The 14899-nt window shown below is 76.9% G+C and carries 1 protein-coding gene; it reads left to right on the forward strand.

Translation table 11 applies throughout. From position 1 onward, the window contains the following. Nucleotides 1-23 precede the first annotated feature (23 nt). Nucleotides 24-14888 (forward strand): type I polyketide synthase, encoded by a 14865-nt coding sequence (locus ACZ6Q9_RS16500; protein ID WP_396829289.1) that lies wholly within the window; start codon nt 24-26, stop codon nt 14886-14888. The last annotated feature ends 11 nt before the right edge of the window (nt 14889-14899 follow it).

Here is a 14899-nt window from a genome sequence, read left to right on the forward strand (position 1 = left end):
GATTTCTGATACGGAGTGGCCCGATGCCCACTGAGGCAGAGTTCCTCGACTACCTCCGGCGTGCGACTGCCGACCTGCGCGACGCGCGCCGGCGGGTGCGCGAGGTGGAGGCCAAGGACCGCGAGCCGATGGCCGTCATCGGCATGGCGTGCCGGTTCCCGGGCGGCGTGTCCAGCCCGGCGGAGCTGTGGGACCTCGTCGACCGGGGCGGCGACGGGGTGGGCGACTTCCCGACCGACCGGGGCTGGGACCTGGAGCGGCTGTTCCACGCCGACCCGGACAACCCGGGCACGTCGTACAGCAACCAGGGCGGCTTCCTCTACGACGCGCCGCAGTTCGACCCGGGCTTCTTCGGCATCAGCCCCCGCGAGGCCCTGGCGATGGACCCCCACCAGCGGCTGCTCCTGGAGACCTCGTGGGAGGCGTTCGAGCACGCCGGCCTCGACCCGCAGCGGCTGCGTGGCAGCCGGACCGGCGTGTTCGCCGGGGTGATGTACCACGACTACGCGTCCCGGGTGCTGGACCTGCCCGACGGCGTGGAGGGCTACATCGGCACCGGCAACTCCGGCAGCGTCGTGTCCGGGCGGGTGGCGTACACCTTCGGGCTCGAGGGGCCGGCGGTCACGGTGGACACCGCGTGCTCGTCGTCGCTGGTCGCCGTGCACCTCGCGACGCAGGCGCTGCGCCAGCGGGACTGCGACTTCGCGCTCGCCGGCGGCGTGACGGTGATGTCCACGCCGGGCACCTTCGCCGACTTCTCCCGCCAGCGGGGCCTGGCCTCGGACGGCCGCTGCAAGTCGTTCGCCGCCGCCGCCGACGGCACCGGCTGGTCGGAGGGCGTCGGCGTGCTGCTGTTGCAGCGGCTGTCGGACGCCCGCCGGGACGGCCGGCGGGTCCTCGCCGTCGTCCGGGGCAGCGCCGTCAACCAGGACGGCGCGAGCAGCGGGCTGACCGCGCCCAACGGCCCGTCCCAGGAGCGGGTGATCCGGCAGGCCCTCGCGAACGCCCGGCTCTCCCCGGCCGACGTCGACGTGGTCGAGGCGCACGGCACCGGCACCACCCTCGGCGACCCCATCGAGGCGCAGGCGCTGCTGGCCACCTACGGCCAGGACCGGGGCGATGGCGGGCCGCTCTGGCTGGGCTCGGTCAAGTCGAACCTGGGTCACACCCAGGCCGCCGCGGGCGCCGCCGGCCTGATCAAGATGATCGAGGCGATCCGGCACCGCACCATGCCCGCCACCCTGCACGTCGACGCGCCGTCCCCGCACATCGACTGGTCCGCCGGCCAGGTGTCGCTGCTGACCGAGGCCCGGGCGTGGCCGGCCGCCGACCGGCCGCGCCGGGCCGCCGTGTCGTCGTTCGGCATCAGCGGTACGAACGCCCACGTCATCCTTGAGGAAGCGCCGGCCGAGGACGCCCCGCCCGCGGACGACGCCGCGCCCGACGCCGACCCGTCCGTGGCGCTGCCGCTCGCCCCGGTGTTCCTCTCCGCCCGCACCCCGGAGGCACTGGCCGGGCAGGCCGAGCGGTGGGCCGCCCACCTCGGCCGCGCCGACTCCCTCCAGCCGGCGGACGTCGCGGCCTCCTCGGTCAGCCGGGCCGGGCTCGACCACCGCGCGGTGGTGCTGGCCGGCGACGCCGACGACCTGCTCGCCGGGCTGCGGGCCCTCGCCGACGGCGAGCCGCACGGCACGGTCACCACCGGGGTGGCCGCCCCGCGCGGCCGGGTGGCGTTCCTCTTCTCCGGTCAGGGCGCACAGCGTGCCGGGATGGGTCGTGAGTTGTCCGGCGCGTTCCCGGTCTTCGCCGCCGCGCTGGGCGAGGTGTGTGGGCATCTTGATCCGTTGCTGCCGCGTCCGTTGCGGGAGGTGTTGTTCGCCGAGGCGGGTACGGCCGAGGCGGAACTGCTGGACCAGACGGTGTTCACGCAGGCCGGGTTGTTCGCGGTCGAGGTGGCGCTGTTCCGGTTGGTCGAGTCGTTCGGGGTGGTGCCGGACCTGGTGGCCGGGCACTCCATCGGCGAGATCGCGGCGGCGCACGTCGCCGGGGTGCTCTCCGTCGAGGACGCGTGCGCGCTGGTCGCGGCGCGCGGCCGGCTCATGCAGGCCCTGCCCGCCGGCGGCGGAATGCTCGCCGTGGCGGCGGACGAGGCGGCGGTGGCCGCGTCCCTCGCCGGGCTGACCGACCGGCTGGACGTGGCCGCCGTGAACGGCCCCGCCGCCGTCGTGGTCGCCGGCGACGACGAGGCGCTCGACCACGTGCAGCGCGAGTGGTCCGAGCGGGGCGTGCAGACCCGCCGGCTGCGGGTCAGCCACGCCTTCCACAGCGGCCGGATGGACCCGATGCTCGCGGAGTTCGCGGCGGTCGCCGACGGGCTGACCTTCCGGCCGCCGGCGATCCCGGTGGTGTCGAACCTGACCGGCCGGATCGCCGACGCGGAGCAGCTCTGCGACCCCGGCTACTGGGTGCGGCACGTCCGCGGCACGGTGCGCTTCGCCGACGCCGTCGACTGCCTGCGCGCCGAGGAGGTCGACACCTTCCTGGAGGTGGGACCGAACGGCGTGCTGACCGCCATGGCGCAGGGCTGCCTCGCCGAGCGGGCGGAGGACGGGCCCGCGCCCCTGCTGGTCCCGGCCTCGCGCCACGACCGGCCCGAGCCGCAGGCTCTCCTCGAGGCCCTCGCCCGGCTGCACGCGCACGGCCTGACCGTCGGCTGGGCCGACCACCTCGGCGGCGGCCGGCACGTGGACCTGCCGACGTACGCCTTCCAGCACCAGCGTTTCTGGCTGGAGCCGGCGGGCCGGTGGACCGACGTGTCCGGGGCCGGGCTCGGGGCGGCCGGGCACCCGCTGCTCGGCGCGGCGGTGTCGGTGGCCGGCGAGGACATGGTCGTGCTGACCGGCCGGCTGTCCACGGCGACCCACGGCTGGCTGGCCGACCACGCCGTCTCCAGCGTCGTGGTGGTGCCGGGCGCGGCGCTGGTGGAGTTGGCGGTGCGGGCCGGCGACGAGGTGGGCGCGTCCCGGGTGCGGGAGCTGACCGTCGCCGCGCCGCTGGTGCTGCCCGATTCCGGCGGCGTGCGGGTGCAGGTGCGCGTCGGCGCGGCCGACGAGACGGGCACCCGGTCGGTGACCGTGCACTCCCAGCCGGAGGAGGCCGCCGACCCGGAGTGGGTCCGGCACGCGGAGGGTGTGCTGGAGCCGGCGTCCGTCGACGAGCCGGGCGTGGGGGAGTGGCCCCCCGTCGGCGGCGTCGAGGTGGACCTGGCGGGTTGGTATCCGACGCTGGCGGAACACGGTCTGGCGTACGGGCCGGTGTTCCAGGGGCTGCGGCGGGCCTGGACCAGCGGTGGTGAGGTGTTCGCCGAGGTCGCGTTGCCCGACGAGGTGGCCGGCGAAGCGGCGGGCTTCGGGGTGCACCCGGCGCTGCTGGACGCCGCCCTGCACCCGATCGGGCTGCTGCTGGGCGCGGAGTCGGGTGGGCCGCGGGTGCCGTTCGCGTTCGAGGGTGTGCAGGTGCACGCCTCGGGTGCGCGGGTGCTGCGGGTACGCCTGACGCGCGCGGGCGCGGCGGTGCGACTGGTCGCGTCTGACGAGTCGGGCGCCGCCGTGGTGTCGGTGGACTCGCTGGCGTTGCGGGAGCTGACCGCGGTGTCGTCGGCGGGTTCGGCGGCCCGCTCGATGTTCGAGGTCGCGTGGCAGGCCGAGGAGGTCGCCGCCGCCGGGGACGTCTCCGGGTGGGCGCTGGTGGGCTCGCCGGTCTCCGTGGACCTGCCGGCGTTCCCGGACGTCGAGGCGCTGGCCGCGGCCGTCGCCGAGCCGTCGGGCGTGCCGCCCCGCCTGCTGCTGCCGGTCGGGTCGGCCGGCGGAGTGGACGGGGACGCGGCACGCCCCGAGGACGCCGACAACGGTCCCGACGCGGTACGCGCGGCGGCGTCGGCCGTGCTGGCGACCGTCCAGTCGTGGCTGGCGGCGGACGTGTTGGCGGATTCGCGGCTGGTGGTGGTGACCCGGGGTGCGGTCTCGGTCGGTGCCGAGGACCGGGTCACGGACCTGGCGGGTGCGGCGGTGTGGGGTCTGCTGCGGTCGGCGCAGTCGGAACATCCCGGCCGCATCGTCCTCGCGGACGTGGACGGCGAGCTGCACGCCGGGCTGCTGGGCGTCCTGGCCGGGGTGGCGGACGACCCGGCGGCGACGGGCGGCCAGGTCGCCGTGCGCTCCGACGCGGTGTTCGTGCCGCGTCTGGTGCGGGCGGGCGTCGGCGCGGCGGCGGAGACGCCGAACCTCGGCGACGGCGCGGTGCTGGTGACGGGCGGTACCGGTGCGTTGGGTGCGTTGGTGGCGGAGCATCTGGTGTCGTCGTGGGGTGTGCGGTCGCTGGTGCTGGTGTCGCGGCGGGGCCCGGAGGCTGCGGGCGCTGGGGAGTTGTCGGCGCGGTTGACCGCGTTGGGTGCTGCCGTGCGGGTGGTGGCGTGTGACGTGACGGACCGGGACCAGGTGTTCGGGCTTGTCGGTGAGGTCACTGCCGAGGGCCGGTTGGCGGGTGTGGTCCACACCGCGGGTGTGTTGGACGACGGTGTGGTCGAGGGGTTGACCGTCGAGCGGCTGGCCGGGGTGTTGGCGCCGAAGGTGTCGGCGGGTTGGTGGCTGCACGAGGCGACCGCGTCGCTGGGTCTGGATCTGTTCGTGGTGTTCTCGTCGGTGGCGGGGGTGTTGGGTTCGCCGGGTCAGTCGGCGTATGCGGCGGGTAACGCGTTCCTGGACGGGTTGGCGGTGTGGCGGCGGCAGCTCGGGTTGCCGGCGGTGAGCCTGGCGTGGGGCATGTGGGACACCGCCGGCATGGCCGCGTCCCTCGACGAGGCGGACCGGGCACGGTCGACCCGGGGCGGCGTCACCGCGATGAGCGCCGAAACCGGGCTGCGCCTGCTCGACGCCGCCCTGGGCGCCGACCGGCCGGCCCTGGTGCCGGCCGTGATCGACCTGGCCGCCCTCCGCGCCGCGGCCGGCGCCGGCCTGGTGCCGCCGATGCTGCGGGCGCTGCTCGGCACCACCACGACTCGCCGCCAGGCGGGACAGGGCGCCACCTGGGCGACCCGCATCACCGGCCTGGCGCCCGACGAAGCCCGCGCCCAGGTCGGCGTGCTGGTCCGGGGCCTGGTCGCGCAGGTGCTCGGGCACGGTGGCGCGGAGGCGGTGCCGGCGGACCGGGCGTTCCGGGAACTGGGCTTCGACTCCCTGACAGCCGTGGACCTGCGCAACCGGGTGAACGCGGCCACCGGGCTGCGGCTGCCGTCGACGCTGGTGTTCGACTACCCGACCCCGACCGTGCTCGCCGACCACGTGTGGTCCGAGCTGGCGGGCGTACGCCGGTCCGGCGGGGACGCGACCGGCGGCACCCTCACCGGCACCGGCACCGACGAGCCGATCGCGATCGTCGGCATGGCCTGCCGCTACCCGGGCGGCGTCGACGACCCGGACCAGCTGTGGGAGCTGCTGGCCACCGGTGGCGACGGCATCTCGGAGTTCCCCGCCGACCGTGGCTGGGACCTGGAGTCGCTGTTCGACCCGGACCCGGACCGCAGCGGCACCTCGTACACCCGGCACGGCGGCTTCCTGTACGGCGCGGCCGAGTTCGACCCCGCGTTCTTCGGCATCTCGCCGCGCGAGGCCCTGGCCATGGACCCGCAGCAGCGGCTGCTGCTGGAGACGTCGTGGGAGGCGTTCGAGTCCGCCGGCCTGGACGCGCGGCGGCTGCGGGGCAGCCGGACGGGCGTGTTCGCCGGGGTCATGTACCACGACTACGCCTCGCGGCTCATGGACCAGCCGGGCGAGGTGGAGGGCTACATCGGCACCGGCACCTCCGGCAGCGTCCTGTCGGGGCGGGTGGCGTACACGTTCGGCCTGGAAGGGCCGGCGGTCACCGTCGACACGGCCTGCTCGTCCTCGCTGGTCGCGCTGCACCTGGCGGTGCAGGCGCTGCGGGCGGGGGAGTGCGAGTACGCCCTGGCCGGCGGCGTCACCGTGATGGCCACCCCCGGCACGTTCATCGAGTTCTCCCGGCAGCGCGGCCTGTCTCCCGACGGCCGGTGCAAGTCGTTCGCCGCCGCCGCCGACGGCACCGGCTGGAGCGAGGGCGTCGGCATGCTGCTCGTGCAGCGGCTCTCCGACGCCCGGCGCGAGGGCCGGCGCATCCTCGCCGTCATCCGGGCCAGCGCCGTCAACTCCGACGGCGCGTCCAACGGACTCACCGCGCCCAACGGCCCGTCCCAGCAGCGGGTCATCCGGCAGGCCCTCGCCAGCGCCCGCCTGACGCCGGCCGACGTGGACGCCGTCGAGGCGCACGGTACGGGCACCACCCTCGGTGACCCGATCGAGGCGCAGGCCCTGCTGGCCACCTACGGGCAGGACCGGCCCGCCGACCGGCCGCTGCTGCTCGGTTCCGTCAAGTCGAACCTCGGCCACACCCAGGCCGCCGCCGGCGTCGCCGGGATCATCAAGATGGTCCTGGCGATGCGGCACGGCCTCGTGCCGGCGACCCTGCACGTCGACGAGCCGTCCCCGCACATCGACTGGACCGCCGGGGCGGTGGCCCTCGCGACCGAACCCACCCAGTGGCCGGCCGTGGACCGCCCCCGCCGGGCGGCGGTCTCCTCGTTCGGCATCTCCGGCACCAACGCGCACGTCGTCATCGAACAGGCCCCCGAACCGGCCGCCGCGCCGGAGCCCGCCGCCGCGACCCCGCCCGGCACCGCCGTCGCCGTGCCGTTCGCGCTCCCCGGGTCGGAACCCGTCGCCGTGCCGTTCGCGCTCTCCGCGGCGGACCCCGTCGCCCTGCGCGGCCAGGCGAGCCGGCTGCGGTCCCACCTGGCCGCGCACCCCGAGCTGGAGCCGGCCGACGTGGCGTACGCGCTGACCGCCAGCCGCGTGTCGTTCCCGTACCGGGCGGTGGTCCTCGGCCGCAACCGCGACGAACTCGCCCGGGGCCTCGACGCCTTCGCCGCCGGCGACACCGCCGCCGACGTGGTCACCGGCGCCGCCCTGCGCAACGCCGCCCCGATCTTCGTCTTCTCCGGGCACGGCTCGCAGTGGCCCGGGATGGCCGTCGACCTGCTCGACACGTCCCCGGTCTTCGCCGCCGCCATCGCCGAGTGCGAGGAGGCGCTCGCGCCCTGGGTGGACTGGTCGCTCACCGACGTGCTGCGCGCCGCCCCGGACGCGCCGCCCCTGGTCGCCTCGGGCGTGGTGCAGCCCGCGCTGTGGGCGGTCATGGTCTCGCTCGCCCGGCTGTGGGGCTCGCTCGGCGTACGGCCGGCGGGCGTGGTCGGCCACTCCCAGGGCGAGATCGCGGCGGCCTGCGTGGCCGGGGCGCTGTCCCTGGCCGACGGCGCGAAGGTCGTCGCACTGCGCAGCCAGGTGCTGGCCGACATCGCCGGACGGGGCGGGATGGCCTCCGTCGCGCTGCCCGCCGACCGGGTCCGCGACCTGCTCACCCCGTGGGCCGGCCGGCTGTCGGTCGCCGTCGTCAACGGTCCCGGCTCCGTGGTGGTCGCCGGTGACCAGGACGCCCTGGCCGAGCTGCTCGCCGCCTGCCAGGCCGACGACGTGCGCGCCCAGCGCATCGACGTCGACTACGCCTCCCACTCGCCGCAAGTCGAGGCCGTCGCCGCCCGGCTGACCGACAGCCTCGCCGGGATCTCCGGCCGCCCCGCCGAGACGCCGTTCTGGTCCGCCCTGACCGGCCGCCCCCTCGACACCACCGAACTCGACGCCGGCTACTGGTACCGCAACCTGCGCGAGACGGTGGACGTGGAACGCGTCGTGCGCGGCCTGCTCGACGAGGGCCACCAGGTCTTCCTGGAGGTCGGCCCGCACCCGGTGGTCAGCTTCGGGATCCAGGAGACCATCGACGCCGCCGAACACGAGGCGGTCGTGGTCAACACCCTGCGACGCAACGCCGGAGGCTGGCCGCGGGTGCTCACCGCCCTGGCCACGCTGCACGCCCACGGCGTCGAGGTGGACTGGACCGCCGTCCACGGGCCGCGCACCGGCCCGGCCGTGCCGCTGCCCACGTACGCCTTCCACCGTCAGCGGTACTGGCCGGAGGCACCGGCGCTGCCCGGCGCCGCGGCGAGCACCGAGGAGCCGGCCGACCGGCGGTTCTGGGACGCCGTCGAGCGGGCCGACGCCGGGGCGCTCGCCGAGGCGATGCGGCTCGACGACACCGAGGCCCGCCGCCTGGACGACGCGCTGCCGGTGCTCGCCGCCTGGCGGCGGCGTCGCCGCGACGAGTCCACCGTGGACTCCTGGCGCTACCGGGTCGCCTGGAAGCCGGTCACCACGCCGGCGACCGCCGCGCTGACCGGCACCTGGCTGGTGCCGGTGCCCGCCGCGTACGCCGACAGCCCGCTGACCGGCGCGGTCGTCCGGGCGCTCGCCGAGGCGGGCGCGGAGCCCACCCTGCTCACCGTCGCCGACCCCGACCGGGCCGTGCTGGCCGACCTGCTGCGCGCCTTCGCCCCGGAGTCCGTCGCCGGGGTGTGCTCGCTGCTCGCCCTCGACGGCGCGCCGCACCCGGCGCACCCCGTGGTGCCGGCCGGGCTCGCCGGCACGCTCGCCCTGGTGCAGGCGCTCGGCGACGCCGGGATGACCGCCCCGCTCTGGTGCGTCAGCGGCGGCGCCGTCAGCACCGGCCGGGCCGACCCCGTGGACCGGCCCGACCAGGCCCTGGTCTGGGGGCTCGGGCGGGTCGCCGCCCTCGAACACTCGGACCGCTGGGGCGGCCTGGTCGACCTGCCCGCCGACCCGGACCAGCGGGCCCGCGCCCGGCTGGCCGCCGCGCTCGCCGGCATCGGGCACGAGGACCAGCTCGCCGTCCGCTCCTCCGGGCTGTTCGCCCGGCGGCTGGTCCGGGCCGCCGCCGCCGACCGCCCGGCCGGCGACGGCTGGCGTCCCGCCGGCACCGTCCTGGTGACCGGCGGCCTGGGCTCGCTCGGCGCCCACGTGGCCCGCTGGCTGGCCCGTGCGGGCGCCGCGCACCTCGTGCTGACCAGCCGGCAGGGACCCGCCGCGCCCGGCGCCGCCGAACTGGAGGCCGAGCTGACCGGCCACGGCGCCACGGTCACCGTGGCGGCCTGCGACGTGGCGGACCGGGAGTCGCTGCGCGCCCTCGTGGACCGGCTGGCCGAGCGCGACATCCGGATCGACGCGGTGTTCCACGCCGCGGGTGTGCCGCACGCCGGCGCGCTGGCCGACACCGACCTCGCCGAGCTGGCCGCCGCCCTGCCCGCCAAGGTCGCCGGGGCGGTCAACCTCGACGAGGTCCTCGGCCCGGACCTGACCGCGTTCGTGCTCTTCTCCTCCGGCGCCGGCGTCTGGGGCGGCGGCCACCAGGGCGCGTACGCCGCCGGCAACGCCTTCCTCGACGCGCTCGCCGAGGACCGGCGCCGGCGCGGGTTGCCCGGCACCGCACTGGCGTGGGGCGCCTGGGACGGCGGCGGCATGGTGGAGACCGAGGGCGCCGCCGACCAGATGTTCCGCTCCGGCGTCCGGCCGATGCACCCGGACCTGGCGGTCTCGGTGCTGGCCGGGGCGCTGGAACGGGACGAGTCCGCCCTCACCGTCGCCGACATCGCCTGGGACCGGTTCCTCCAGACCTTCGCGCTGGCCCGGCCCCGGCCCCTGATCGGCGACATCCCCGAGGTGGCCCGCGTCCTCGCCGCAGCCCGCTCCGGGGACGACGACGAGACGCGGGAGGCGTCCCCGCTGCGCGGCCGGCTCGCCGGCCTCGCCGCCCCGGAGCGGCGCCGGCTCCTGCTGGACCTGGTGCGCGTCCACGCGGCGGCGGTGCTGCGACTGCCCTCGCCGCAGGCGCTGGCGGCGGACCGGTCGTTCCGGGAGATCGGCTTCGACTCGCTGAGCGCCGTCGAGATGCGCAACCGGCTCGCCGAGGCGGTGGGCCTGACCCTGCCCGCGACGCTGGTGTTCGACCGGCCGACGCCCACGGCCCTCGCCGACCACCTGGTCACCCGGATCACCGGCGACGAGGCCGCGGCGACCCCGGCCGTGCAGGCCGCCGCAGCGCTCGACGAGCCGATCGCCGTCGTCTCGATGAGCTGCCGGTACCCGGGCGGCGTCGCCGGCCCGGAGGACCTGTGGCGACTCGTCAGCGAGGGGCGCGACGGGATCGCGGAGTTTCCGGCCGACCGGGGCTGGGACCTGGACGCCATCTACCACCCGGATCCCGACCGGCCCGGCACCTCGTACGTCCGGGAGGGCGGCTTCCTCGCCGACGCCGCCGGCTTCGACGCCGCCCTGTTCGGCATCTCCCCGCGCGAGGCGCTGGTGATGGACCCGCAGCAGCGGCTGCTGCTGGAGAGCGCCTGGGAGCTGTTCGAGCGGACCGGCACCGCGCCCGCCGACATGCGGGAGACCAACACCGGGGTGTTCGTCGGCACCAACGGCCAGGACTACGCGACGCTGCTGCTGGCGGCGCGCGCCGAGACCGAGGGCTTCCAGGCCACCGGCAACGTCGCCGCCGTCATCAGCGGGCGGCTGGCGTACCACTTCGGGTTGCAGGGCCCCGCCGTCAGCGTCGACACCGCCTGCTCGTCCTCGCTGGTGGCGCTGCACCTGGCGTGCCAGTCGCTGCGGCAGGGCGAGTGCGACCTCGCGGTCGCCGGCGGGGTGACGGTGATGGCCACCCCCGGGCCGTTCCTGGAGTTCGCCCGGCAGCGGGGGCTCGCCCTCGACGGCCGGTGCAAGTCGTTCGCCGGGGCCGCCGACGGCACCGGCTGGGGCGAGGGCGTCGGCCTGGTGCTGTTGCAGCGGCTCTCCGACGCCCAGCGCGAGGGCCGGCGGATCCTCGCCGTCGTGCGCGGCTCGGCGATGAACCAGGACGGCGCCAGCAACGGACTGACCGCGCCCAACGGGCCCGCCCAGGAACGGGTGATCCGCCAGGCGCTGGCCAACGCGCGGCTGTCCGCGGCCGACGTGGACGCGGTCGACGGGCACGGCACCGGCACCCGCCTCGGCGACCCCATCGAGGCGCAGGCGCTGCTCGCCACGTACGGGCAGGACCGGCCCGCCGACCGGCCGCTGCTGCTCGGCTCCGTCAAGTCGAACATCGGCCACACCCAGGCCGCCGCGGGCGTGTCCGGCGTGATCAAGATGGTGATGGCGCTCCAGCACGACCTGCTGCCGCCCACCCTGCACGTGGACGAGCCGTCGCCGCACGTCGACTGGTCGGCGGGCGCGGTCGCGCTGCTGACCGACCCGCGGCCCTGGCCGCAGGTGGACCGGCCGCGCCGGGCCGGCGTGTCGTCGTTCGGGGTCAGCGGCACCAACGTGCACGTCATCCTCGAACAGGCGCCGACCGACACCGGGGCGTCCCGCCCGGCCGACGGGTCACCCGCCCGGCTGCCGGTGCTGCCCTGGGTCGTCTCGGCCGACGCCGCGGACAGCCTGCCGGCCCAGGCGGCCCGGCTGGCCGACTGGCTGCCGCGGAGCGCCACCCCCGCCGCCGACGTCGCCCGGGGCCTGGCCACCAGTCGGTCCCCGCTGCGGCACCGCGCGGTGCTGCTCGCCGCCGACGCGGACGCCGCCCTCGCCGGGCTGCGGGCCCTCGCCGCCGGGCAGGACCACCCGGGCCTCACCCGGGGCGTCGCCGAGCCCGGCGGCGCGCTGGCGGTGCTCTTCTCCGGCCAGGGCGCCCAGCACGCCGGGATGGGACGCCAGCTGTACGAGGCGTTCGGAGTCTTCGCCGAGGCCCTCGACGAGGCGTGCCAGCACCTCGACGGGCACCTGCCGCGACCGCTGCGCGAGGTGCTGTTCGCCGAGCCCGGCTCTGCCGAGGCCGACCTGCTCGACCAGACGCTCTTCACCCAGGCGGGACTCTTCGCGGTCGAGGTGGCGCTGTTCCGGCTGCTCGCGGACTGGGGGATCCGGCCCGACCTCGTGGCCGGCCACTCGGTGGGGGAGATCGTCGCCGCCCACGTGGCCGGGGTGCTCTCCCTGCCCGACGCGTGCACGCTCGTCGGCAACCGGGGCCGGCTGATGCAGGCCCTGCCCGCCGGCGGCGGGATGCTCGCCGTCGCCGCGCCCGAGGTCGACGTGCGGCGGGCGCTGACCGGCACGGAGGGGCGGGTCGACGTCGCCGCGGTGAACGGGCCGGCGGCCGTCGTCGTCGCCGGGGCGGAGGACGCGCTGACCGGGCTGGCGGACCACTTCGCCGGCCTCGGCGTGCGGACCAAGCGGCTGCGGGTCAGCCACGCCTTCCACAGTCCGCTGATGGAGCCGATGCTCGCCGACTTCGCCGCCGTGGCGGCGACCCTGTCGTACGCCCCGCCGACGGTGCCGCTGGTGTCGAACCTGACCGGCACGGTCGTCGACGCCGACACGCTGTGCACCCCCGACTACTGGGTCCGGCACGTCCGCGAGGCGGTCCGCTTCGCCGACACCGTCACCCACCTGCACGCCAACGGGGTGACCCGGTTCCTGGAGATCGGGCCGGACACGGTGCTGACCGCCCTGACCGCCGACGCGCTGCCGGCCGACGCCCCGGTCACCGTGACCGGCGTGCAGCGGCCCGGCCAGGACGAGGTGGCCACCCTGCTCGGCGCGGTCGCCCGGCTGCACTGCCAGGGCGTGGCCGTCCGCTGGTCGCGGCTGCTGCCCGGCGCCGGCCCGGTGGACCTGCCCACGTACGCGTTCGCCCACCAGCGCTTCTGGCCGACCCTCGACGCGGCGGCGGCCGACACCCCCGCCGCCCCGCAGGACGACGTCGACGCGGCGTTCTGGCAGGCCGTGACGGCCGGCGACGGCGACGCGCTCGCCGGCCGGCTCGGCGTCGACCCCGACCGGCCGCTGCGGGACCTGCTGCCGGAGCTGGCGCAGTGGCGACGCCAGCAGCAGGAGGACACCCTCGCCGGCGGCTGGCGGTACCGGATCACCTGGCGCCCCGAGGCCCTCGCGGCGGGCGTCGCCGACGGCGCGTGGACCGTCGTCCACACCGGGACGGACCAGCCGGTCGTCGACCGGCTCGCCGAGCTGGTCGCCGCGCGCGGCGGCACCGTGCGGCTGCTCACCGTCGACCCGGCGACCACCGACCGGGCGGCGCTCGCCGAGCAGTTGGCCGGCGTCCCGCCGACCCGGATCGTGTCGCTGCTCGCGCTCGACGAGCGGGCGCACCCCGACCGGCCCGCCGTGCCCGTGGGCCTGACCGCGAACCTGGCCCTGGTGCAGGCGGTCACGGACACCCTGCCGCCGGTGCCGCTGTGGCTGCTCACCCGGCAGGCCGTCAGCACCGCGGCCGACGACCCGGTCGTGCACCCCGCGCAGGCCACCACGTGGGGCCTCGGCCTGGTGACCGCGCTGGAGCACCCCCGGCACTGGGGCGGCCTGCTGGACCTGCCCGCCACCGTGGACACCGCCGCCGCCGAGCGCGTCCTGGCGGCGCTGACCGCCGCCGGACACGAGGACCAGCTCGCGGTGCGGGACTCCGGGACGTACCTGCGGCGGCTGGCCCGCGCGCCCCGGGCCGAGGCCCCGGGCGACTGGCAGCCGCCGGGCACCGTCCTGGTCACCGGCGGCACCGGCGCCGTCGGCCGGTACGCCGCCGCCTGGTTCGCCCGGCACGGCGCGCGGCGGCTGCTGCTGGTCAGCCGGCGCGGCGCGGCGGCCCCCGGCGCCGACGAGGCGGTGGCGGAACTGGCCGCCCTCGGCGCCCAGGCCCGGGTGCTGGCCTGCGACCTGGCCGACCGGGACGCGGTCGCCGACCTCGTCGAAGGGCTGCGCGCCGACGGCGAGACCGTGCACGCCGTGGTGCACGCCGCCGGCGTGGGGCGGCTCAACCCGGTCGCCGCGGTGACCGAGGCGGAACTCGCCGACGTGGTGTCCGGCAAGATCGCCGGCGCCCGGCACCTGGCCGAGTTCCTCGACCCCGAGCCGCTCGAACTGGTCGTCCACTTCTCCTCCATCGCCGCCGTCTGGGGCGTCGGCGACCACGGGGCGTACGCCGCCGGCAACGCCTTCCTGGACGCCTGGGCGCAGTCGCGGCCGGCGGGTCGGACCCGGGTCCTCTCGGTCAACTGGGGACCGTGGGCCGGCGGCGGCATGGTGACCGACGCGCACGCGGCGGCGATGAGCCGGCGCGGGGTGTCCCTGCTCGACCGGGAACCCGCGATGGCCGCCCTGCGCGCCGGCCTCGCCGGCGACGACACCGCCCTCACCGTCGCCGACGTCGACTGGGACCGCTTCGCCCCGGTGTTCGCCTCCGCCCGGCCCCGGCCGCTGATCAGCGAGATCGCCGAGGTGGCCGCCCAGGCCGCCGCGGAGCGGGCGGACGCCGAGGACGGCGACCTGGTCGCCGCCGACCTGCGCAAGCGGCTCGGCGAGCTGACGCCGGCCGAACAGGCCCGGGTGCTGGTGGACCTGATCCGCACCGCGGCCGGCGAGGTCATCGGGCACGACAGCCCGTACGCCGTGGAGGCCGGCCGGCCCTTCCGGGACCTCGGGTTCGACTCGCTGACCGCGGTGGAGCTGCGCGGCCGGCTCGCCCGGTCGACCGGCCTGAGCCTGCCCAGCTCGGTGGTCTTCGACTACCCGACCCCGCAGGCGCTCGCCGAGCACCTCCGGGCCGAGCTGCTCAGCGAGGCGTCGGTGGAGGCGCTGCCGACCCTGGCGGAGCTGGACCAGTTGGAGAGCGCCCTCGCGCTGCGCGACCCGGACGACATCGGCCGGGTGCGGATCACGATGCGGTTGCACAGCCTGCTCGAACGACTCGGCGCCGCCGAGGAACGCCGAGAGGAGACCGCCGAGGTGGCGGACCGGCTGCGGGTGGCCAGCAACCAGGAGCTGTTCGACCTCATCGACCAGGACCTCGGGCTTTCCTGAGCCCGCAGGAC

The sequence above is a fragment of the Micromonospora sp. NPDC049139 genome, from assembly GCF_055586845.1.